The organism is Achromobacter denitrificans NBRC 15125, from assembly GCF_001571365.1.
Classification (GTDB): domain Bacteria; phylum Pseudomonadota; class Gammaproteobacteria; order Burkholderiales; family Burkholderiaceae_B; genus Achromobacter; species Achromobacter denitrificans.
The window spans coordinates 1-22,393 of the sequence record NZ_BCTQ01000014.1 but is presented as its reverse complement, the minus strand read 5'-3'; the positions used below and the strand labels follow the sequence as shown (position 1 = coordinate 22,393).

Here is a 22,393-nt window from a genome sequence, read left to right as displayed (position 1 = left end):
ACGCCATTCTATGCCGGGCCGCGCCGGCCGGCGTTTCAGCCCCCCGGCAGTTCCTCGCGCGCGAGCAGGCTCGCGTCCATCTCCCCCAGGCCGTTGATGCCCAGCATGGCCATGTTGCGATCGACCTCGGCGCGCAGCAGGCCGATGGCGTGCGAGACGCCGGCTTCGCCGCCGACCGCGGCGGCGTAGTTGAACGGCCGGCCGACGAAGACGCAGCGGGCGCCCAGCGCCAGGGCCTTGAGCACGTCGCCGCCGCGCCGCACGCCGCTGTCCATCATCACCGTCATGCCGCCGGCCGCGTCGACCACGCCGGGCAGCGCGCGCAGCGGCGAGATCGCGCCGTCGAGCTGCCGCCCGCCATGGTTGGATACGATGACGCCGTCCGCGCCGTGGCGCCGCGCCAGCGCCGCGTCCTGCGGGTGCAGGATGCCCTTGATGATCAGGGTGCCGGGCCATTGGCGCCGGATGCGCGCCACGTGCTCCCAGTTCAGGTGGTCGCGGGCGGAGAAGTCGCGCAGCACCGACGCCGACACGATCGGCGCGCCCCGCGTGGCGAAGGAGTTCTCGAAATGCGGCATCCCGTGGGCCAGCAGCGTGCGCAGGAAGGTGCCGGCCAGCCAGCGCGGCCGCGTGAGGCCGTCCCAGGCCAGGCGCAGCCGGGGCTTGAGCGGGGTCGAGAAGCCGCTGCGCACGTTGTTCTCGCGGTTGGCCGACACGGGAATGTCCACTGTGAGCACCAGCGTTTCGTAGCCGGCGCGCCGCGCGCGCTCGACCAGCGCATCGATGCGCTGGGGATCGCCGGGCAGATAGGCCTGGAACCAGGTGCCGGGGGCCTCCTGGATCACGTCTTCCAGCGGAATCAGCGAGGTGCCGCTGAGAATGGCCGGGATGCCTTGCTCGCGGGCGGCGCGCGCCAGCACGATATCGCCGCGATAGGCGGACAGCGCGCTGATGCCCATGGGCGCGATGCCGAAGGGCGAGGCATAGCGCCGGCCGAAGAGTTCGATCTGTTGAGTGCGGCGCGATACGTCCACCAGCACGCGCGGCGCGAAGGCATAGCGCGAGAAGGCCTGGCGGTTGGCGCCCAGGGACTGGTTGTCCTCGGCCGCGCCGGCCACATAGCCGAAGATCGGGCGCGGCAGCCGGCGGCGCGCCGCGGCCTCGAAGTCATCCAGCGAGAGCAGGCGCGCGAGCGCGCGCGGCAGCGGCCGGGCGGCGGGCGCCGCGGCGGCGTCGGGGACGGGAGTGGACGAGAGCAGGGATGTCATGGCGGGCCGGTAAAGCCCGTAATCTAGCAACGCCGATTCATCGCATAAAGCGAATAAATCTAGACATCCAATTTCGCTTTTGGAGAATAAGTGGCCCTATGCGGGCAGGGCCATCAGTTCGCCCATGCGCACGGGGCCCAGCACCGAGGGCGTGTCGGCCCAACGGATCTTGTCCGGGCCGAACAGCACGATGGCGGTCGAGCCCAGCTTGAAGCGGCCCATTTCGGCGCCCTTGGCCAGATGGATGGGCGCGCGCGCGGCGTCGTCGTAGCGCACGGCCTTGACGCGGCGCTTATGCGGCGTGACGAGCCCGGCCCACACGGTTTCGATGGAGGCCACGATCATCGCGCCCACCAGCACCAGCGCCATCGGGCCGTGCTCGGTGTCGAAGATGCAGACGACGCGCTCGTTGCGCGCGAACAGGCGCGGCACGTTGCGGGCGGTGAGCGGGTTCACGGAGAACAGCCGGCCGGGCACGTGGATCATTTCGCGCAGCGTGCCGGCAACCGGCATGTGCACGCGGTGATAGTCCTTGGGCGACAGGTAGATGGTGGCGAACTCGCCGCCCTGGAAGGGCGCGGCGCGCTCGGCGTCCCCGCCCAGCAGGTCGGCCAGGCCGTAGTTGTGGCCCTTGGCCTGGAAAATGCGGCCGTGCTCGATGGCGCCCATCTGGCTGATGGCGCCGTCGGCGGGGCAGACCACCGAACCCGGCTCGTCGTCCAGCGGGCGCGCGTCGTCCTTCAATGCGCGGGTGAAGAAATCGTTGAAGCAGTCGTAGGCCAGCGGGTCTTCCTGCAGGGCCTCGCGCATGTCCACGCCGTAGCGGCGCACGAAGCGCGAGATCATCCAGTTCTTGACCGCGGGTTCCCGGCAGTCGGAGGCGTATCCGAAAAGGCGCGACACCAGGTGGTGGGGCGCAAGATACTGGCTGGCGAGAAATAACTGGTCTTTGATCGGCATCTACGAGTGTCGAATAGGAGATCTGGCGCGGTCCGGCGACGGAAAAAACGCGTCCCGCCTTGTTGCGGGACGTCGTCGTAAGGAAAGGCGGAATTGTAACGCGTTCAGGGCCACTTCAGGCGGCCGGATCGCGCGCCGCGGGCGGGCGCGCGCGGCCTACAGTTCGAGGACGATGCGACCGCCCTGGGCGCGGGAGCAGCAGGCCATCATGCGCGTGCCGGCTTCGCGTTCGGCGCGGGTCAGGACCACGTCGCGATGGTCGACCGCGCCGTCCAGCACGCGCACTTCGCAGGAACCGCAAAGCCCTTCCTCGCAATCGCTCTGCACGTCGATGTTGGCGGCCCGCAAGGCCGCGAGCAGCGTCTGGTCGGCGGGCACCTGCAGCACGATGCCCGAATCCTTGAGCTCGGCCTCGAACGCGTGCTCGCGGGAAGGATCCAGCGTGGCGAGCGTGGAGTGGAAATGCTCCACGCGCAGGGCGTCCTCGGGCCAGCCCGCGCAGGCCTCCTGCAGCGCGGCCAGCATGCGTTCGGGGCCGCAGGCGTAGATCTGGGCGCCGGCGTCGGGCTGAGCCAGCAGGGCGGCGAAGTCGTTGCGGCCGCCTTCGTCGCTGACGTGCAGGTGCAGGCGCTCGCCGTGCAGTTGCGCCAGATCGTCCAGCAGCGCCATGCAGCCGCGCGCGCGGCCGCTGTAGTGCAGCTGGTAGTCCAGGCCCAGTTCGCGCGCGCGGCGGGCCATGGCGCTGATGGGCGTGATGCCGATGCCGCCCGCGATGAAGATGAGGCGGGCCGCGCTTTCATCCATCCTGAAATGGTTGCGCGGGCCGCGCACGCGCACGGTGCCGCCGGGCCGCAGGTGCTCGTGGATCCAGGCCGAGCCGCCGCGGCCGTCGGCTTCGCGCAGCACCGCGATTTCCAGGGCGCCGGGCACCGCCGGATCGCCGCAAAGCGAATACTGGCGCGACAGGCCGGTGTCGCCGCATTCCACGTCGATGTGCGAGCCGGGCGTCCAGCGCGGCAAAGGCTTGCCGTCGGGCGATTCCAGCCGGATCCGCGCGATGCCGTCGGCCGCGCGCGTCACGGACGCAACCACCAGCTTGCGGCTGATGGCATGGGTGGACGGCTCGCCGATGCGCACCGGCTGGCGCTGCGCCAGCAGGGAGGAATCGCGGCGCTCGGGATTGTCGGCGGGGTTCCATTCCACCCACAGGTGCTCCGGCCCGCGGAACGAGGTATTGGGCACGTAGGTGAAGCGCTGTTCGGCCAGGCGCAGGTGCGGCAGCCGCCGGGTCAGTTCTTCGAGGAAGATCTGCATCTCCATGCGCGCCAGGTTCTTGCCCATGCACTGGTGCGCGCCGTAGCCGAAGGTGAGCTGGTCGCTGGCGTTCTCGCGGCGGATGTCGAAGAAATCGGCGTCGGCGAAATGGCGTTCGTCGTGGTTGGCCGACGAGGACACGATCAGCAGTTTGGCGCCGGCCGGAATCGGCACGCCGGCGATCTCGGTGTCGCGCGTGGCCAGCCGCCGCCATGCGGCGACCGAGCCGTTGTGGCGCAGGCACTCTTCCACCGCGTTGGGCAGCAGCCCGGGGTCTTCGCACAGCTCGCGCCAGGCGTCGGGGTGCTGCAGCAGCAGCTTGATGGCGTTGGCCGAGGCGTTGGCGGTGGTTTCGTGCGCCGCGACGATGCCGGCCATCATCATGGAGTGCAGGTAGGAATCGGTGACGACGTCCGGATAGTCCTTCTGCTTGCGGATGCCGTACTGCATCCAGCCCGGCGCGTCCGGATCCTGGCGCATCTTGTCCAGGATCTTGCCCGCCAGCTGCCAGAAATTCCCGACGGCGTGGGCCACCGCGACCTGTTCTTCCGGCTTGGGCCGGCCCCACGTGTTCACCGTGTGCGCGATGGAGTATTCGCGCAGGCGGTCCATGTCTTCCTCGGGCACGCCCAGGAAGTGCAGGGCGACCGTCAGCGGGACTTCCCACAGCATCTGGTCGACCAGGTCGGCGCGGCCGTCGTCGATGAAGCGGTCCACGTATTCGCGGGTCAGGCGGCGCACCATGGGTTCGTGATGCTTGAGCGCCTCGGGCGTGAACGGGTCCATCAGCGCGCGCCGGCGCGGCATGTGGGCCGGCTCGTCTTCGTTGACCAGCGTGCGGTTCATGGCGTAGCCGTAGGTGGCCAGCACCGCGTTGGCCTCGGGGCCGGTCGGGGTGATCTTCTCCAGCGCGATCGAGGGGCTGAAGGTGTGGTTGTCGCGGAAGACGGCCTTGATGTCGTCGTAGCGGGTGACCACCCAATAGCCCAGCTTCGGGCTGTAGAACACGGGTTCCTGCTCGCGCGCCCAGCGCACGTACTCGGGCGGATCCTGCTGGTAGCCGTCGCCGAAGGGGTCGAACTCGGCGGCCCGCGGACTGACGGGACAGCCCTGGGCCCGGGCCAGCGCGGCGTGGTCGATGGGACAGCCGCCGGCGTTGGCGGGGGCCGCGGGTTCGGTCTGGGTGGGGTGCGCCATGGCGATCGCTCCGGATTACAATTGCGTAAATCATATACGCATTGCGTAATTTATCAATTGGGGTAATCTCCGGGGCTCCCGCCGCCGGCGGATAGCCCCCAGAGCGCCGCCATGAACCAGACCCCCGATTCCCCCCCCGCACCCGCCGCCGCGACCCCGCGCCCGCGCGAGCGCCGCCAGCGCGTGCAGGCCGCCGAGACCGGCATGGCGGTGCTGAAGAGCCTGGGCCGGCTGGGCGGCCGCGCCAGCCTCACGCTGCTCGCCGCCCAGCTGGGCGAGAGTCCCGCCAAGGTGCACCGCTATCTGGTCAGTCTGATGGAAGAAGGGCTGGTGGCCCAGGACGCCGCCAGCCAGCAGTATTTCCTCGGGCTGGAAGCGATGCTGCTGGGGCTGGCCGCCTTGCGCCAGGCCGACCCCATCCGGCTGGCGGAGCCCAGCCTCATCCGGCTGCGCGAAAGCCTGGAGGTGACCTGCTTCGTCGCGGTCATGGGGAACAAGGGGCCGACCATCGTGCGCTTCGAGGAGCCGGGCCTGCCGGTGACGGTGAACGTGCGGATGGGCTCGGTGCTGTCGCTGCTCTGGTCGGCGACCGGCCGCGTGTTCCTGGCCTCGCAGGACGACGCCCGGGTCCGCGCCCTGGCCGAGGCGGAATTGGCGGACGCCCCGGGCGAATTGCGCGCGCAGCTCGATCCCGCCGATCCCATCGGCCGCTTGCGGCGCGAGGTGCTGACGCAGGGCTGCGCCACGGTGCGCGATACCAATCTGAAGGGAATCAGCGCGGTATCCGCGCCCTTGCTCGACCACGCCGGGCGGCCCTGCGCGGCGCTGACGGCCCTGGGCGCGACCGGCGGATTCGACGCCGCGCCGGACGGCGCCATCGCCCAGGCCGTGCGGCGGGAAGCCGAGGCCGCGAGCGTGCTGTTGGGCTACCAGCGCGGCTGATGGAACGGCGGGTCCAGGAGGCGCCGGAGCACGTCGACACCAGCCCCTGTCCCAGCGCGCCGGCCTGGATTCAGGCTGCCTTCGCGGACAGCTTGGTCTTGTAGAGCCAGTCCTTGTAGTCGTCCAGGTCGCCGTCGAAGGGGCTGACCTTGCCGTCGGCCACGATGACGAACTGGTCGGTGGTGGCGCGCAACAGGTGGCGGTCGTGCGAGACCAGCATCAGCGTGCCCTCGAACTGCGCCAGCGCGTGGGTCAGCGCTTCGCGCGTTTCCAGGTCCAGGTGGTTGGTGGGCTCGTCCAGCAGCAGCAGGTTGGGGCGTTGCCAGACGATGAGCGCGAGCGCCAGCCGGGCCTTTTCGCCGCCGGAGAAAGGCGCGATGGAACTGGTGGCCATGGTGCCGTTGAAGTTGAAGCTGCCCAGGAAGTTGCGCAGTTCCTGTTCGCGCACGGTGGGCGCCGCCTTGGTCATGTGCCACAGCGGCGATTCGTCGTGGCGCAGCATTTCCACCTGATGCTGGGCGAAGTAGCCGATGGACAGGCCCTTGTTGAACTGGGTCTCGCCGGCCAGGCCGTCGAGTTCGCCGGCGATGGTCTTGATGAAGGTGGATTTGCCGGCGCCGTTGATGCCCAGCAGGCCGATGCGCTGGCCGGCCTGCAAGGAAAAATTGATGCCCGAGATGATGATCTTGTCGGCGGCGGCCTGGTCCTCTTCGCCCGCGCCGCGGTAACCGGCGCTGACGCGGTCCATGGTGAGCAGCGGGTTGGGCGCGCGCAGCGGCTCGCGGAACTCGAACGAGAACTCCGCGGCGGCGCGCAGCGGCGCCACTTCTTCCATGCGGGCCAGCGCCTTGATGCGGCTTTGCGCCTGGCGCGCCTTGCTGGCCTGCGCCTTGAAGCGGTCGATGAAGGACTGCAGGTGCGCGCGCTGGCGCATCTGCTTTTCCATCATGCCTTGCGCCAGTTCCAGCTGGGCGGCGCGCTGGCGCTCGAAAGACGAGTAGTTGCCGGAGTAGCGCTTGAGCTTGCGCTCGTCGATGTGGACGATCACGTTGACCACGCCGTCGAGGAAATCGCGGTCGTGGGAAATCACGATCAGCGTGCCCGGATAGCGCTTGAGCCAGTCTTCCAGCCAGATGATGGCGTCGAGGTCCAGGTGGTTGGTGGGCTCGTCCAGCAGCAGCAGGTCGGACGGGCACATCAGCGCCTGCGCCAGGTTCAGGCGCATGCGCCAGCCGCCGGAGAAGCTGGTCAGCGGCAGCTGCATCTGCGCCTGCGTGAAGCCCAGGCCGGTCAACAGCTGCTCGGCGCGCGAGTGCACGGTGTAGGCGTCGGCGTCGGCCAGCGCGGCATAGATGTCGGCCATGCGCAGGCCGTTCTCCACGCTTTCGGGTTCGGCTTCCAGCGCCGCCAGTTCCGCCTCCAGGCGGCGCAGCGTGACGTCGCCGTCGATGGCGTATTCGATCGCGGGACGGTCCAGCGCCGGCGTTTCCTGCGCGACGTAGGCCATGCGCCAGTTGGCCGGGAAGTCCAGGTCGCCCTGATCCGCGTGCAGCGTGCCGCGCAGCAGCCCGAAGAGGCTGGATTTGCCGGCGCCGTTGGCGCCGATCAGCCCGATCTTGTCGCCGGGGTTCAGAAGCAGGTCGACTTTATCGAGCAGGGGCTTGACGCCGCGCGCGAGAGAAACTTGTTGGAAGCGGATCATGGATGGTGCGACAGGGGAGGCGGCAGTATTTCCGCCGGCCGGGCGCGGTGAAAAGTCATCGGGGAAGAGGGCGCGCGCGGGTGGCGCGACAGGCGGATGGGACGGGCGTCCGTCCGCGTCAAGGGCGTTATTGTACCGGGCCGCGCGCGCTCGTCGCGCGAGGGGGCTGCTTATCGCGATGCGAGCCGGCTATCCAGCACCCGCCGCAGGCGGACGGCGTCGCCGAAGCGCGAGCCGCTGGTGCCTTGCGCGTTGAGCAGCACCATGGCCAGGTTGCGCCGTCCGACCTTGACCGCCATCACCAGGCAGTCGCCGGCTTCGCGGGTGGTGCCGGTCTTGGAGACCAGGATTTCCCATTGCGGACGGCCCACCAGGATGTTGGTGTTGCGGAAGGTCTGGCCGGCGGCCTGGTAGCTGGTTTCGGCCGTGTACTGGCGGATCAGCGGCTGCGCGGAAATCGCCTGGAGCAGCTTGGCCAGATCCCGGGCCGAAGACTGGTTGTCGTTGGACAGGCCGCTCGGTTCGGCGAAGCTGGAGTCGGTCATGCCCAGCGCCCGGGCTTCGGCGTTCATCGCCGCGACGAAGGCGGCGGTGCCGCCGGTGTAGGTGCGCCCCAGGGCCTGCGCGGCGCTGTTTTCGGAAGGGATCAGCGCCAGGCGTAGCAGATCGCCGCGGCTCAGTCTGGTGCCGGCCGTCAGGCGCGAGGGCAACTCGCTGGTGGAGCGAGTGTCGCTGGCGTCGACGGTGATTATCTCGTCCATGGGCAGGCCGGCCTTCACCAGCGTCCACGCCGCCATCAACTTGGTAATGGAGGCGATGGGCCGCACGACGCCCTCGTTGCGCGCGAACAGCACTTCGGACGTATCCATGTCCTGCACCAGGATCGTGGTGGACTTGAGCTTCTCGACTTCCTTGGCCGGGTTGCGCGTGACCAGCGAGGCGTTGGCGGCCGCGTCCGGATCCAGCGGATCGGGTTGCGCGCCCCAGCGCTGGACGGCGATGCGCTTGCCGTAGCCGTGCTGGCACATGGGCAGGGAGGGCTGGGAATTGCAGGGGTGGAAATTGGCGGCCTGGGCCTGCGCCGGCGCCGGCAAGCCGGCCGCGACGGCCCAGACCGCCGCCGCGCAGAATGACACCGCTAGTTGCCGCAAGACCCGCGCCACGAACGCTCCCCGATTCACCGGCCCCGCGCCGGGCGGCGCGTTACCGACAATATACATTTGAAAGCCGATATTACTGCTGCCGGCGCTGTCCGCAAGCGACGCGCTAGGCGCGGGCGATGGCGTCGGCCAGCGCCAGCACGCGCTCGGCTTCCCGGGCGTGCAGGTTTTCCACCAGGGCGCCGTCGACCACGGCCACGCCCAGGCCGGCCGCCTGCGCGGCGCGCCAGGCGTCCAGGCGCTTGCGGGCGGCGGCGAGTTCCTCTGGCGCGGGCGCGAAGGCGGCGTTGGCCGCCGCAATCTGTTTCGGATGGATGAGCGTCTTGCCGTCGAAGCCCTGGTTGCGTCCCTGGGCGCAGGCCGCCAGCAGGCCCGCGTCGTCGTTCAGGTCCAGGTGCACGCCGTCCAGCACGGCCAGGCCGTGGGCCCGCGCCGCCATCACGGCCATCGAGCGCGCCAGCAGGGTTTCTTCGCGAGACGGCGTGTGCCGCGCGTGCAGGTCCTTGACCAGGTCGGAAGTGCCGACCACGATGGCGGCGAGCCTGGGGTGGCCGCCGGCGATGGCATCCAGGCGCAGAAAGCCCAGCGGCGTTTCCGCCATGGCCCACAGGGGCAGCGAGGCGGGCGCGCCCGCCGCGTCCAGGGCCTGCGCCAGCGCGGCGAGTTCGGCGGCCGACTGCGCCTTGGGCAGCAGCACGGCGTCGGCGCCCGCCCGGGCGATGGCCCGCACGTCGTCATGGCCCCACGCGGTGTCGAGGGCGTTGATGCGCACCACGCATTCGCGGCGTCCGTAGCCGCCGGCGCGCAGGGCGGCGGCCACCTGCTCGCGGGCCTGCGCCTTGGCGTCGGGCGCGACGGCGTCTTCGAGGTCCAGGATCAGCGCGTCGGCGTCCAGGGTGCGCGCCTTGTCCAGCGCGCGCGCGTTGGCGCCGGGCATGTACAGAACGGAACGGCGAGGGCGGATGGCGGCATTCATGGCGTGGATCTCGATGGGGCGCCGCCCACGATCTGCACGGGAACGGTGCAGACGTAGCCGACGCCGTAGACGGTGCGGAGGCCCATGTCGCCGCCGGCCTGCGCCCGCAGCTTGCGGCGCAGTCGGTGAACGTGGGCATCCAGGCGGTGCGTGTCGTAGGCCTCGGCGCTGGCGCCCAGCGCCTCGACCAGCCGGCCGCGCGAGAGCGGCAGGGGCGCGGCCTGGATCAGCGCGCCGATCAGGCGGCTTTCGGTATCGGTGATGTCGACGCAGACCTGCTCGGGCGACAGCAGGACGCGGCGCGCGGGATCGAAGCGCCAGACGTCGGGCTGGGCCTGGCCCGGCGCGCCGGCCGGCACCACCCGCAGGCGGCGGGACAGCGACACCAGCGTGGCGCCCAGCTCGGCGAGGTTGACGGGCTTGGTCAGGTAGTGGTCGGCGCCCAGGCTCAGGCCCGACACCTTGTCTTCGCTCAGCAGCCTGCCCGTGAGCATGATGATGCCCATGGATGGGAAGGTGGTGCGCAGGTGAGAGACGCGGGTCAGGGCGTCGCCGTCGGGCAGCATCGCGTCCAGCACCAGGATGCCCGGGTTGACGGTCAGCAACAGCCGGTCCAGCTCCGCCAGGGAGCCCGCGGTGAGGATGGCGTTGTCCAGGCCGAGATCGCGGATGTATTCGGCGATGGTGTCGCGCCAGTCTCCGTGGTCGTCGACGATGATGATCGTCACGGGGACGCCGGCGCCAGGGGTTCCGCGCGGGGCGCTCCAAGGACAAACACGCTATCCGCTCCTTTCAGGTAGGGCTTCTTATTGGGGTTCGTTCGCGCGGCCCGCCGCCGCTCGGGCCGCTTGGCGCCGCGCGCTCGCGCTTGCGGAGAATATCATCAACCCCGTTGCGGCGCCGCGCCATGGATCAAGGATCTCATCCGTCCGCGCGCGAAAATGGGGGTGGTCAAAAATTGAGCAGCCCGGGCGGCATCGCCCCAACGGCCATCGGCCGTGTGTTGGAGCCGGGTTTATCCACAGAAATTGTGGATAAGCGCCGCGCGCCCGGTACTGTCTTTTTTATGTAGGCAGCCGTTCGATCGGAACGCCCGGCGGCACCTTGCGCAGGCGGTCGCGCTCGATGCGCACCGCGGCGAAGCGCGTCTTGCGGGCCGCGGCGTTCTGCAGCAGCACCGACAGCACCGCGCCCTTGTCCTGTATCCACTGGGTTTTGCCCCGCAGCAGTTTCATGGCGTTGTCGGCCGTGCCCAGACGGTACGAGGTGGCGTCGATCTGGACGGCATGCTTGCCGTCGAACAGCGACGCTTCCTGCTCGGTGAGCGCGGCGGCGTCGAGGTTGCTGCTTTCGTGGTCGATCCGATAGATGAACTTCAAGCCGCTGTGCGGATCCTGCACCACGATGAGTTTGTCGGAACCCGACACGTCGGACATCATGCCGATCACCTGCGATTCAACCAGCTGGTTGCCGCGCTGCTCTTCGGTGTAGAGGAAAATGGTGGGGCGCGCGAACGCGGGCGGGGCGGGGGGTGTGCGATCCATACCTGACGAAAATAGTGCTGGGGCGGGCGTGTCGGGCCCGGACTGGCTGCGTAAAGAACGAAAGGCGCCGCCTAGGCGGAACGGCGCAGTCGTGCCTGCAGGCGCGCTTTGACCGAGGGCCAGTCTTCGTCGAGGATGGCGAAGTAGACCATGTCGCGGGCACGCCCGGACTGCGCGATCAGGTGCTTGCGAAACACGCCTTCCTCGACGCCGCCGATGCGGAGTATGGCCTGCCGGGACTGCGCATTGCTCAACTCCGTTTTGAACACGACGCGTATGATACCAATTGTTTCAAAAGCGTGCTGCAACAGCAGGAATTTGGCTTCGGTATTGGCGCCGGAGCGCTGGCTGGAAGGCGTGAGCCAGGTGGCGCCGATCTCCAGCCGCTTGTGGGCGAGCGCGATGTCCATGTAGCGGGTGGCGCCGATGACCTCGCCGTTGTCCTGACGCACGATGGCGAAGGGCAGGCAGGTGCCTTCGCGCTGGCCGGCGAGCGCGCGGTCCACGTAGCGCCGCATGTCGTCGGGGGTCTCGACCGGTTCGGGCTGCAGGCGCCAGAGCTCGGGGTGCAGGCCCGCGCGGGCGAGGTCTTCGGCGTGGCGGGCGGCCATCGGTTCGAGGCGCACGATCGCGCCGGCGAGCGTGACGGGTTGCAGGGCAGGCAAGGTCATGGGCATTCCTTCGGGTCGCCGAGGCCGCGCCCCGCGCTGCCGGGAATTCTACGCCTGGGCGCGCTTGCCCAAACCTGTCGGCCGGGCGCAGAATGCCGCGCATGAAAACAGACGTGGTGGTCCTGGGCGCGGGCATCGTGGGCGTCAGCACGGCGCTGCATTTGGCGCGGCGCGGCCGTTCGGTCGTGCTGCTGGACCGGCGCGGGCCGGGCGAGGAAACCAGCTACGGCAACGCCGGGCTGATCGAACGCGCCAGCGTGATTCCCTATGCGTTTCCGCGCGACTGGCGCAGCCTGTGGCGCTATGCCAGGAACGATACGCCCGACGTCAGCTACCACCCGCGTTTCCTCCCCGCGGTCGCGCCGTGGCTGCTGCGCTATTGGTGGCATTCGGCGCCCCGGCGCCTGGCGCGCGCGGCCGAGGCCATGCTGCCGCTGATCGAACGCTGCGTGGCCGAGCACGACGCGCTCAAGGACGAGGCGGGGATCTCCCATCTGTTCCGCCGCAACGGCTGGATCGACGGCGCGCGCAGCGGAGCCGGGCTGGCCCGCGCCGTGGCCGAGGCGGAGGCGCTCGCGCCTTACGGCCTGTCCTACCGCGTGCTGGACCGGCAGGCGCTGGCGGCGCTGGAACCCTCGCTGTCGGCGCGCATGGCGGGCGCGGTGCACTGGCTGGACCCGGTCAACGTGTCGGATCCGGGCGCGGTGACGAAGGGCTATGCCGACCTGTTCCTGCGGCTGGGCGGCGTGCTGGAACGCGGCGACGCGCGCAGCCTGAGGCCTGAGGGCAAGGGCTGGCGGGCGCAGGGAGAGAACGGGCCGATCGAGGCCCGCGACGCGGTCGTGGCGCTGGGGCCGTGGTCGCCGGACGTGCTGCGGCCGCTGGGTTATCGCCTGCCGATGGCGGTGAAGCGCGGTTACCACCAGCATTTCGCGCTGGAGGACGGCGCGAGCCTGTCGCATCCGGTGGCGGACATCGAGAGCGGTTTCGTGGTGACGCCCATGACGCTGGGCGTGCGCCTGACGACCGGCGCGGAGTTCGCGGCGCGCGACGCGCCGCCGTCGCCCATCCAGATCCAGCGCACGCGCGCGCTGGCTGGACAACTGCTGCCCCTGGGCGAGGCGGTGGAACGGGAACCGTGGATGGGGTGCCGGCCGTGCATGCCGGACATGCGGCCCGTGATCGGCCCCGCGCCGCGCCACCCGGGCCTGTGGCTGGCCTTCGGCCACGCGCATCACGGCTTCACGCTGGGGCCCGTGACGGGCAGGCTGCTGGCCAGCCTGATCACGGGCGAGGCGCCGGACGTGGATCCGGCGCCTTACCGCGCCGACCGCTACGCCTGAGCGCCGGCCGCCGCTTTTTCGCGGCGCTGGCGCACCGCCCGGGCGAGCGTGTCGAGCACCGGCGCGGTCTGCGACCAGCCCAGGCAGGCGTCCGTGATGGACACGCCGTGGCGCAGGGGCTGGCCGGCCTTCAGGTCCTGGCGGCCTTCTTCGAGGTGGCTTTCGATCATGACGCCGGTGATGCGGGCGTCGCCCTGGGCGAGCTGGGCGGCGATGTCGTTGGCCACGTCGACCTGGCGCAGGTGCGACTTGTTGGAATTGGCGTGCGAGCAGTCGATCATGACCTGCTCGCGCTGGCCGGCGGCGCGCAGCGCGGCGCAGCAGGCGTCGACGCTGGCGGCGTCGTAGTTGGGGCCTTGCTTGCCGCCGCGCAGGATGACGTGGGTGTCCTGGTTGCCGCGGGTTTCGAAGATGGCCGCCATGCCCATCTTGGTCATGCCCATGAAGGCATGCTTGGCGCTGGCGGCGACCATGGCGTCGGCGGCGATCTGGACGCCGCCGTCGGTGCCGTTCTTGAAGCCCAGCGGACAGCTCAGGCCGGAGCTGAGCTGGCGGTGGCTGGGGCTTTCCGTGGTGCGCGCGCCGATGGCGCCCCAGGAGATCAGGTCCGCGATGTATTGCGGGCTGAGCAGGTCGAGGAATTCGGTGGCGATGGGCAGGCCCAGGCCGCTGATGTCCAGCAGCAGTTCGCGCGCGCGGCGCAGGCCTTCGTTGATGCGGAAGCTGCCGTCCAGGCGCGGGTCGTTGATGTAGCCCTTCCAGCCGACCGTGGTGCGGGGCTTCTCGAAGTACACGCGCATCACGATCAGCAGGTCCTGCCTGTGCTGCTCGGCGGCGGTGCGCAGTTGGCGGGCGTACTCCATGGCCTGGCCGTGATCGTGGATGGAGCAGGGGCCGACCACCAGCACCAGGCGGTCGTCGCGGCCGTGCAGCACGTCGGCGATTTCCGCGCGGCTGCGTTCGACCAGGTTCTGGATCTCGGCGGCGACGGGCAGTTCGTCCTGCAGCAGCGCGGGCGAGATCAGGGGCCGCACCGCGCTGATGCGGGTGTCGTCCGTGCGGGTATTGTCCTGGGTGGAGTCGGCCGCGCCGACCTCGCGGTCGTGCAGGGGATCATCAATGCGGGTCAAGGGAAGCTCCGTGCCGTAGATGCGGGAAAGACCGCCATTATCGCACCGCGCCGAGGCGGGCGCGACGGCAGGTTGCCTCCGTCCGGTTGATCAGCCGATTCCTACGCCTATCGGCGACGTTGCTGCATTAACCCGTTAGCGATAAGGACAGCCACCGCGTGGATGCCGTAGCATGAGGGCTACAGAGTTCCCGCGGCCGCCTGCAAAGGGCCCGCCCTATATGACTAGGACGGTAGATGATGCCTAAGACCGACGCTGGCGCGACCCGACGGATTCTCCTGGTGGAGGATCATCCGGTCGAACGCGCCTACCTCCAGAACATGCTTCTGGCGCTCGGTTACCGGCGGGTGGCGGGCGTGGGCAGCAGCACCGAGGCCATCGGCGCGCTGACGCGGCAATTCTACGACGTGGTCGTCAGCGACATCGTCATGGGCGAGGGCGACGGCACCCGCCTGCCCAACGAACTGCGCCGACTGGTCGACGCCGGCCGGCTGAAGAGCATGCCGCCCATCATCTGGATCAGCAGCCTCAGCGACGAGCTGCTGCAATCGCACGTGCGGCTGGCGCTGCAGGCGGGGTGCCCCTCGGCCCAGGCGCTGTCCAAGCCGGTGTCGCGCACCGGCATGCAGCAGGCGATCAAGACCGCGCTGCGCAGCATCGACGAAGACGACGCCGCGTCGCCCCGGCAGAACGCCGTGCGCCGCGACCTGATGGAAGTGGCGCTGGGCCATGCGCTCATCACCGGCAAGGGCATGAGCGTGGTGCTGCAACCGCAGATGAGCCTGTCCACCGGCCGCGTGCTGGCGGCCGAGGCCCTGTCGCGCTGGGATCATCCGGAGCTGGGCGTGATCTCGGCGGTCGATTTCGTGCCCGCGGCGCACCGGCTGGGGCTGGACCGCATGCTGTTCAGCCGCGTCACGGACCGCGTCATCGACGTGCTGCGCCGCATGTACGCCGAGGACATCGCCGTGCCCATCGCCATCAACGCGTCCGCGTCCACGCTCTGCACCCGCGACCTGCCCGGCCTGCTGGAACAGCGCGTCGGGCAGGCCGGCCTGCCGGCCCGGCTGGTCAAGGTCGAGCTGACGGAAGACGAGCCCGTGACCGACTGGCTGGCGTTGTCGTCGGTGTTGAACCTGCTTCGGGTGCGGGGCTTCGAACTGGCGATGGACGATTTCGGCGCGGGCATCGCGTCGATGCGCCTGTTCTCGGCCATGCCTTTCACCGAACTCAAGATCGACCGCGACTTCATCGTGCACATGCACCGCGAGCCGGCCTCGCGCGCGGTCGTGGCCGCCGCGATCGAAATGGGGCGGGTGCTGGGCCGCCGCGTGGTGGCCGAGGGCGTGGAGCACGAGCGCGACGTGCAGCTGCTGCGCGAGCTGGGCTGCGACGTGGCCCAGGGCTACGGCATTTCCATGCCGCTCGAACCCGACGCCTTCATCGAGTTCTGCCGCAATCATTGACCCGCGGCGGGCGGGGCATCGGGTATGCTGGCGCTTGCCGGACGATTGCGGCCCGCTTCGATTGCGCACAGGCTTGACCCGTATCAAGCAGGCCGCCTCAAGCGGGGCCAGCCCCCGTCCGGCGGAACTACCATTGATCCGTGGCGGCCAGGCCGGATGAGCGGGCCGCCGGTTCGAGATGGAGCGATGAATCGATGCGACGCATCCTGGCCGCCGTACTGTTGGTTTCCCTGCTGGCCTGGGCCGGCGCCTACTGGGCGCAGCCGCCCGCCGAACTCAATATCTGGACCGCGCGCGACCAGCTCATCCTGCTGACGGGCCTGGGCGCCTATGCGCTGATGACGCTGATCATGCTGCTGGCCGTGCGCCCGATGTGGCTGGAGACGCGGGTGGGCGGGCTGGACAAGATGTACCGGCTGCACAAATGGAGCGGCATCCTGGCCACGGTGCTGGCGGCGGCGCATTACCTGATCAAGGTGGGCAAGCCCGTGCTGCTGGCCATGTTCGATCCCGTCGCCAAGACGCCGCGCGCGGCCGCGCTGCTCGACGCGTTCCGGGGCTCGGCCAAGGATATCGGGGAATGGGCGGTGTGGATCCTGGTGGCCCTGGTGCTGCTGACGCTGTGGAGCCGCTTCCCGTATCACATCTGGCGCCAGGTCCACCGCATTTCCGCCGTGATTTTCCTGGTGGTCGCGTTCCATGGCGTGGTGCTCACGCCCGCGGCCTGGTGGTGGCAGCCGGCGGGCTGGCTGGTGGGGGCCTGCACCGCCCTGGGCGGCGTCTGCGCGCTGATGGCCCTGACCGGCAACATCGGGCGCGGGCGGCGCTACCGGGGCCAGGTACTCGCCATCAACCGGCTGTCGGACGACATCCTGTCGCTGACCTGTAGGGTGGAGGGCAATTGGCATCACCGCGCCGGCCAGTTTGCCTTCCTGACGGCCGATCGCCGCGAAGGCGCCCATCCGTTCACGGTGTCGGGCGCGGACGACGGCACCGGACGCGTGGAGTTTTCGATCAAGGCGCTGGGGGACTACACCCGGCGCCTGCAGAAGAGCCTCGCGGTGGGCCAGGCGGTCACGATAGAAGGGCCCTACGGCTGTTTCGATTTCCAGCGCGACGATGGCCGCCCGCAGATCTGGGTGGCCGCCGGCATCGGCGTCACGCCGTTCATTTCATGGATGGAAGCGCTGCAGGCGCAGCCCGACAGCGCGCCGGTGGCCACCTTGTATTACTGTGCCCGCAACGCCGACGACGCGCCGTTCGCGCAGCGCCTCGAAGCGCTGTGCGCCCGCGTGCCGAACGTGACGCTGCGCGTGCGCTACAGCGATACGCAGCGGCCGCTCACGGCGGCCGAGCTGGCGGCCGAGCACAAGCCCGGCACGCCCTGGCCCAGCGTGTGGTTCTGCGGCCCGATGGGCTTTGCCGATGCGCTGAAGGACGGCCTGCACCGGCGCGGCATGCCGGTGAGCGAGCTGTTCCACCAGGAAGCCTTCCAGATGCGCTAAGGGCGCCCCGGCCGCGCCGGGGCCCGCTCTCAGAGGCCCGAAACCTCGATGTCCCCGGGGTAATCGACGGAGAACTTGAGCACGGTCTCGCGCGACTTGCCCGGCTCCATCTCCCACTCCCAGGCCAGCCGGCCGTCTTCTTCGCGCTTGACCTCGCGGTCGGCGGGCGAGAGCAGTTTGACCACGATCTTCTCGTTGCGCGAGACGGGCAGGCGGTCCTTGAAGGACACCTGCTCCTTGGTGGCCTTGTTGTTCTTCACGGTGATCTTGTATTCGTAGGTCACGCGCTTGCCGCTGCCCGAAAAGCCCGTGCTCTCGGTATAGCGGTTCACCAGCTGGCGCTTGATGGAGATGCCTTCGTCCGCGCCCATGGCCAGCTCGACCTTTTCGCCCGGCATGACGGCCTTCAGGCTGCCGGACGCGACGAACGCGTCGTCCAGGAAAGTGTTCAGGGGACCGGCCAAAAAGGGGAAGTCGGTGGTGTTGCTGGCCTGCGCGGTCAGGTAGACCGCCTCGCGCAGCGCGGGCGTGGATTGGTATTGCAGCGTGGCCGGCAGCTTGGCGGTCGCGATGGCCACGCGCTGCGTGGCGTTGTCGGACAGGAGCGTGGCCGGATTCCGGATCTGGAAGGACGCGCTGGTGGCTTCGTTCTGCACCTGCGCGGTAGACAGCTCGACGGCCTCCGCCACCGGTTCGGCCGCGGCGTCGGCGAAGGCGGGGCTGTGCCGCGCGCGGCGCTCGGCGGCGATCTCGGCCTGCATCTTGGCGGAGGGCGAGGCGGCGGGGCGGGGAGCGGGCGAGGGCGGCGGCGGAGGCGGCGCCGCGACGTCGACGATCCACGGTTGCAGCGACGGCGCGCCGCCGCCCAGCGACGGCCTGGCGGTGGACAGCGTCAGCTTGACGTTGTTCCAGTCTTCGCCGGTGTTCTGGCGGATCACGCCGAAATAGCCCAGGTCCACGCTGCGGTCGGCCAGGCGCAGGCGCGCGTCGTAGGCCGGGGTCCAGCGCGCGCCGGCCACGGCATACGACAGGTTCAGGTCGACCTTGCCGGCGCGCGCCAGGTTCACGCGCAAGGTCACGGTCTTGGTGCGACGGCCCAGCGCGTTCTGCAGCTGGCCGAGCTCGTTCTGGAGCGCGGCGATGTCGCGGTCCAGCGCGGCCTTCTGCTCGGCCACTCGGCGCAGCCCGGCAAGTGTCCTGGACAGCGTGTCGGCGCTGAGCGACTGGATGGACTTCAGCTCGTCCAGGGTGAGGCGGCCGGCGTCCTTGCCGGGCTCGGTGGCGCCGCGCTGCATCATCAGCACCAGTTCGCGCTGGTTGTCCAGCACCGCGGCCTCGTCGTCCAGCGAGGCCTGCTGGGCTTCGAGCTGGCGCAGCCGTTCTTCCAGCTGCTTGACGCGCTCGTTCGGCGTGTCGGCCTGATAGGCGTCGCGCACCTTCACGTCCAGCAGGGTGGCCTGGCCGGTGCTCTTGGCGGACACCTGCAGGGAATTGTCCTGCAGCGAGGCCGGCAGCTTTTCCAGCACCAGTTCGTGTTCGCCGGCCGGCAGTTCGCTGCTGGCCGCCCGCGTCACCACGGCGCGGTCCTGGTAGACGGTCACGGCACCGATGGAAGAGGCCAGCCCGGCGGCCGAGCCCAGGCCGGGAATCGTCGCGATGGCCAAGGCCAGGAGGGTACGTCGCACGGGGTCACCTTTTACGCAGTTGGAACGCGGTTGGAATCTTGGAGGGCCGCCGGATCCGGGGCGGGACCGGCGAGCGCGACAATTTACATTGCCGTCCCGGCAGCCGGTTTACAGAAGGTGTCAAACGCGACAGGGCAATACTGCCTGCCACGCCTCAGGTTTCGGGATGGGCCAGTTCGCGCAGCATGTCGACGGCGTTGCCCGCCGCGGTCGAGCGGTCGTGGCGGCGGTAGGCCATGTCCAGGAGCGCATGCGGCGCGTCGCCCTTGATGGGCCGGTATTCGATGCCTTGCGCGCCCATGTGCCGCATGGCCGCCGGCACCACCGAAATGCCGACGCCGGCGGCGACCAGGCTGACGATGGAGGCCATCTGCGGCGCTTCCTGGATGACCCGCGGCAGGAAGCCGGCCCGCTGGCAGGCGGACTGGATGGCGTCGTACAGGCCGGCGCCGATGGGCCGCGGATACAGCACGAAGTCCTCGTCGGCCAGGGCGGCCATGGGGATGGCGCGCTTGCGGCTAAGAGGGTGGTCCGGGGGCAGGGCGACCAGCATGGGTTCGTCCAGCACGCGCTCGGATGCGAACTCCGGATCCAGCACGTAGGGCGGGCGCACGAAGGCCACGTCCACGTCGCCCGCGCGCAGGCCGCGCAACAGCGAGATCGTGTTGCTTTCGGTGAGCGTGACTCGCACGCCCGGATAGCGGTCGCGGTAGGCGCGGATGGCCCGCGGCAGGTAGGGATGGAAGACGGCCGAGGCCGTGAAGCCCACGGCGATCGCGCCGCGTTCGCCGCGCCCCAGACGGCGCGCCGTGTCCACGGCGCGGTCGGCGCTGGCCAGGATGGCGCGCGCGTCTTCCAGGAACTGCGTGCCGGCTTCGGTCAGGGCGATGCCGCGCGGCAGCCGCAGGAATAGCGGCGTGCCGATTTCGCGCTCAAGCTGCTGGATCTGCTGGCTCAGGGGCGGCTGGCCGATGCCCAGCCGCGCCGCCGCCCGCGTGAAATGCAGTTCTTCGGCGACGGCGGTGAAGTAACGCAGGTGGCGCAGTTCCATGGCGGCGCGGCTCCATCGTTTTTAAATATGATAGATAGTAGTTTCATATATTGGACATATGGAGCGGAAAAGTCTACCTTGATTGGGCGGGTGTAAGCCTCCGCGGCGCCGTTTACGGCGTGAGCCGGTCCGCCTCCCGCTGCCTTCCGAGAATTTCCGATGTCTACCCCTGCTGCCCATTCCTCCTCCGACCTCGCCGCGCCTGCGGCGGCGCCGGCCGCGTCCGTTTCCGCCACCGATTCCGACTCTCCCCAATACCTTGCCCGCGGCACGCCCGGGCTGCGCCGCGCCCAATGGGCGCTGTTCGCGGCCGGCTTCTCCACGTTTTCGCTGTTGTATTGCGTGCAGCCGCTGATGCCGCTGTTCACCCGCGCCTTCGGCGTGTCGCCCGCGCAAAGCAGCCTGGTCCTGTCGCTGTGCACCGGCCTGCTGGCGGTGGCGATCTTCTTCGTGGGCCTGTTTTCGCAATCGCTGCCGCGCAAGCGCGTCATGGCGCTGTCGCTGTTCGCCTCGGCCGTGCTGGGCACCGTCGCCGCCATGGCGCCGGACTGGCACAGCCTGCTGGCGCTGCGCGCGCTGCAAGGCGTGGCCATGGGCGGGGTGCCGGCCGTCGCCATAGCCTACCTGGCCGAAGAGGTCGAACCCGAGACCCTGGGATTCGCCATGGGGCTGTACATCAGCGGAAGCGCCTTCGGCGGGCTGTCCGGACGGGTCATCACCGGGCTGGTCGCGGACCACTACGGCTGGCGCGCCGCGCTGGGCACGCTGGGCGTGCTCGGCATGGCGGCGGCCGTGATGTTCGTGTGGCTGCTGCCCGCCTCGCGCCGTTTCGTCGCGCAGCGGGGCAGGGGATGGGCCGGCGTCTGGGGCGACGTGCGCGCCGGCGCCCGCGCCCATTTGCGCAACGGCCCGCTTTGCGGCCTGTTCGCCCTGGGCGGCCTGCTGATGGGCGCGTTCGTCACCGTCTACAACTACGTCGGCTTCCGCCTGCTGCTGCCGCCGTTTTCCCTCAGCCAGACCTTCATCGGATTCATCTTCGTGGTGTATCTGGTGGGGATCTTCGCCTCTACCTACTTCGGCCGGCTGGCGGACCGCCACGGTCGTGGCGCGATGCTCGGCGCCGCGACCGGCCTGGCGCTGGCGGGCCTGCTGCTCACGCTGTCGGATTCGCTTCCCGTGCTGATCGCGGGCATCGTGGTGTTCACCTTCGGCTTCTTCGCCGCCCACGCGGTGGCCAGCGGCTGGGTCGGGCAGATGGCGCGCGGCTACAAGGCGCTGGCCGCTTCGCTCTACCTGCTGGTGTACTACGTGGGCTCCAGCGTGCTGGGCGCCCTGGGCGGCCAGTTCTGGACGACGGGCGCCTGGCGCGGCGTGGCCGAGATGACGGGCGGCCTGCTGGCGCTCGCGCTGGCGATCAGCGCCGGACTGTATTGGCGGACCAGCCGGGTGGCGGCCGCGGCCGCCGTCGGGCGCGCTTCCTGATACGAGCGCCTGCCCGGCGTGCCGCTAGAGGGCGCCTCGAAGGCGCTTAAATGGCGATTCAATGGCGATCCAAGGCCGGCGCCGCGGCGCTGCCCGCCAGGGTGGCATCGAGCCCCCGGCTCAGGGCCGAGAGCAGCATGTCCGGGGAGAGGTCCAGCCGGGCCAGCAGCACGCTGGACTGCGCCAGCTTGACCAGCTCTTCGTGGCCGCGTCCCGCCAGCCAGCGGCAGGCCTGGTCCGACATCGGCACGCCGGCCGACGCCGGGTCGCCGGCGCGCGCCAGGCGCTGCAACAGCAGCAGGTACATCAGATTGGTTTCGTGTATGTCGCGGAGCAGTTCGGTGGATTTCGGCATGGGACACCCCAGACGTCGTTAAGGCCGCTGCCGGGGCATGGCGACGGCGAAAGAAGGCGCGTGGCGCCCTCGCTGGAGGCGTCTGGTCCGAACCCGGGAGCGGGCCGGCGTGCCGATTGTCGATCATATTTAAGCGACTTGGTTGCGTCAGTAGTGGATTTCCCGGTGCCATGCGAAGCGTAGGGGCATAGGTATAAAAGAGAGTGGTTCTCATTTATCATCTTGACTGACCGGGCGCGCAAGACGCGCCGCTCCCTTATCCGCTTCGAGGGCCGCGATGCATCCTTCTTCCTCCGAAAGCCAGAACCTGCGCCGCGAACACGCCGCGCTGTTGGCCGCCTACGGGCAGGCCCAATCGCATTGCAGCCGGCTGCTGGCCGCGCAGGCGGCGCGGATCCTCTACCTGGAGGCCGAATCCATGCGGCTGCGCGCGGCGGTCATCCAGCGCGACACGGCCCTGGCCTGGGCGCGCGAGGACCGCAAGGCGCTGGAGCTCTCGATTCCCGGCTTGCCGCGGCGCGTGGCGCTTGCCCGCAGCGTGACGCAGCTGATGGAGCGGGTGCAGACGCTGATGCGTGAACGGCTGGCCTGGCAAGGCCGGGGCGACGCCGGGCGCAGGGCCGCGCCGCCCGCCGTCGAGCC

At 69.8% G+C, this 22,393-nt stretch carries 18 protein-coding genes and 1 pseudogene; 6 read left to right on the top strand and 13 right to left on the bottom strand.

Features of this window, described 5'->3' with window-relative positions; genetic code table 11:
* Window positions 1-35: 35 nt before the first annotated feature.
* From ADE01S_RS13515 to ADE01S_RS13505, 3 genes are all read right to left on the bottom strand, one after another.
* A complete protein-coding gene (locus ADE01S_RS13515; protein ID WP_062682214.1) occupies window positions 36-1,268 on the bottom strand; it encodes an alpha-hydroxy acid oxidase in 1,233 nt (410 codons plus the stop codon).
* A 96-nt stretch (window positions 1,269-1,364) separates the two neighbouring features.
* The gene (gene asd / locus ADE01S_RS13510) at window positions 1,365-2,228 is read right to left on the bottom strand and encodes an archaetidylserine decarboxylase (protein ID WP_062682213.1); all 864 of its coding nucleotides are present in this window, start codon (window positions 2,226-2,228) and stop codon (window positions 1,365-1,367) included.
* Window positions 2,229-2,384: 156 nt separating this feature from the next.
* Window positions 2,385-4,739: a cytochrome P450/oxidoreductase gene (locus ADE01S_RS13505; protein ID WP_062682212.1), complete on the bottom strand. Its 2,355-nt coding sequence runs from the start codon at window positions 4,737-4,739 to the stop codon at window positions 2,385-2,387.
* 111 nt (window positions 4,740-4,850) lie between these two features.
* On the opposite strand from ADE01S_RS13505, the gene ADE01S_RS13500 reads away from it, so the two are divergent.
* Window positions 4,851-5,681, top strand: a complete 831-nt coding sequence (locus tag ADE01S_RS13500; RefSeq protein WP_062682211.1) for an IclR family transcriptional regulator — start codon at window positions 4,851-4,853, stop codon at window positions 5,679-5,681.
* 70 nt (window positions 5,682-5,751) lie between these two features.
* On the opposite strand, the gene ADE01S_RS13495 is transcribed toward ADE01S_RS13500, so the two are convergent.
* The 6 genes from ADE01S_RS13495 to ADE01S_RS13470 form a co-directional block, all read right to left on the bottom strand.
* Window positions 5,752-7,383: an ATP-binding cassette domain-containing protein gene (locus tag ADE01S_RS13495; protein WP_062682210.1), complete on the bottom strand. Its 1,632-nt coding sequence runs from the start codon at window positions 7,381-7,383 to the stop codon at window positions 5,752-5,754.
* A 170-nt stretch (window positions 7,384-7,553) separates the two neighbouring features.
* Window positions 7,554-8,534, bottom strand: a complete 981-nt coding sequence (locus tag ADE01S_RS13490) for a serine hydrolase (protein ID WP_242663430.1) — start codon at window positions 8,532-8,534, stop codon at window positions 7,554-7,556.
* Window positions 8,535-8,649: 115 nt separating this feature from the next.
* Entirely contained in the window at window positions 8,650-9,519 is an 870-nt protein-coding gene (locus ADE01S_RS13485; protein WP_062682209.1) for an HpcH/HpaI aldolase/citrate lyase family protein, read from the bottom strand.
* Window positions 9,516-10,247, bottom strand: a complete 732-nt coding sequence (locus ADE01S_RS13480) for a response regulator transcription factor (RefSeq protein WP_062682208.1) — start codon at window positions 10,245-10,247, stop codon at window positions 9,516-9,518. Before ADE01S_RS13480 ends, ADE01S_RS13485 begins: the two co-directional genes overlap by 4 nt.
* Window positions 10,248-10,583: 336 nt before the next feature.
* Window positions 10,584-11,063 (bottom strand): hypothetical protein, encoded by a 480-nt coding sequence (locus ADE01S_RS13475; protein WP_062682207.1) that lies wholly within the window; start codon window positions 11,061-11,063, stop codon window positions 10,584-10,586.
* Between the two features lie 71 nt (window positions 11,064-11,134).
* Window positions 11,135-11,734, bottom strand: coding sequence for a GNAT family N-acetyltransferase (locus ADE01S_RS13470; protein WP_062682206.1), 600 nt, complete (start codon window positions 11,732-11,734; stop codon window positions 11,135-11,137).
* A gap of 101 nt (window positions 11,735-11,835) precedes the next feature.
* On the opposite strand from ADE01S_RS13470, the gene ADE01S_RS13465 reads away from it, so the two are divergent.
* Window positions 11,836-13,077, top strand: a complete 1,242-nt coding sequence (locus tag ADE01S_RS13465) for an NAD(P)/FAD-dependent oxidoreductase (RefSeq protein WP_062682205.1) — start codon at window positions 11,836-11,838, stop codon at window positions 13,075-13,077.
* On the opposite strand, the gene ADE01S_RS13460 is transcribed toward ADE01S_RS13465, so the two are convergent.
* Entirely contained in the window at window positions 13,068-14,207 is a 1,140-nt protein-coding gene (locus tag ADE01S_RS13460) for a 3-deoxy-7-phosphoheptulonate synthase (protein WP_062682204.1), read from the bottom strand. The two genes, ADE01S_RS13465 and ADE01S_RS13460, sit on opposite strands and share 10 nt — an antisense overlap.
* A 236-nt stretch (window positions 14,208-14,443) precedes the next feature.
* Between ADE01S_RS13460 and ADE01S_RS13455 the strand changes: the two genes are divergently transcribed.
* Both ADE01S_RS13455 and ADE01S_RS13450 read left to right on the top strand, forming a co-directional pair.
* Window positions 14,444-15,673 carry an EAL domain-containing response regulator gene (locus tag ADE01S_RS13455; RefSeq protein WP_463049242.1) on the top strand — a complete coding sequence of 410 codons (1,230 nt, stop codon included), beginning with the start codon at window positions 14,444-14,446 and terminating at the stop codon, window positions 15,671-15,673.
* A gap of 194 nt (window positions 15,674-15,867) precedes the next feature.
* A complete protein-coding gene (locus tag ADE01S_RS13450; RefSeq protein ID WP_062682203.1) occupies window positions 15,868-17,178 on the top strand; it encodes a ferredoxin reductase family protein in 1,311 nt (436 codons plus the stop codon).
* A gap of 29 nt (window positions 17,179-17,207) precedes the next feature.
* Here ADE01S_RS13450 and ADE01S_RS13445 read toward each other — a convergent pair whose 3' ends face one another.
* On the bottom strand, window positions 17,208-18,863 hold the full coding sequence (locus ADE01S_RS13445) for a mucoidy inhibitor MuiA family protein (protein ID WP_062682202.1): 1,656 nt from the start codon (window positions 18,861-18,863) through the stop codon (window positions 17,208-17,210).
* Window positions 18,864-19,017: 154 nt separating this feature from the next.
* Window positions 19,018-19,914 (bottom strand): LysR family transcriptional regulator, encoded by an 897-nt coding sequence (locus tag ADE01S_RS13440; RefSeq protein ID WP_062682201.1) that lies wholly within the window; start codon window positions 19,912-19,914, stop codon window positions 19,018-19,020.
* Window positions 19,915-20,073: 159 nt separating this feature from the next.
* Here ADE01S_RS13440 and ADE01S_RS13435 point away from each other — a divergent pair, with 159 nt between their 5' ends.
* The gene (locus ADE01S_RS13435; protein WP_062682200.1) at window positions 20,074-21,396 is read left to right on the top strand and encodes an MFS transporter; all 1,323 of its coding nucleotides are present in this window, start codon (window positions 20,074-20,076) and stop codon (window positions 21,394-21,396) included.
* Window positions 21,397-21,454: 58 nt separating this feature from the next.
* Here ADE01S_RS13435 and ADE01S_RS13430 read toward each other — a convergent pair whose 3' ends face one another.
* Entirely contained in the window at window positions 21,455-21,751 is a 297-nt protein-coding gene (locus ADE01S_RS13430; RefSeq protein WP_062682199.1) for a flagellar transcriptional regulator FlhD, read from the bottom strand.
* Window positions 21,752-22,028: 277 nt separating this feature from the next.
* Between ADE01S_RS13430 and ADE01S_RS13425 the strand changes: the two are divergent.
* Window positions 22,029-22,393, top strand: a pseudogene (locus ADE01S_RS13425) (DUF2325 domain-containing protein); the annotation flags it as partial.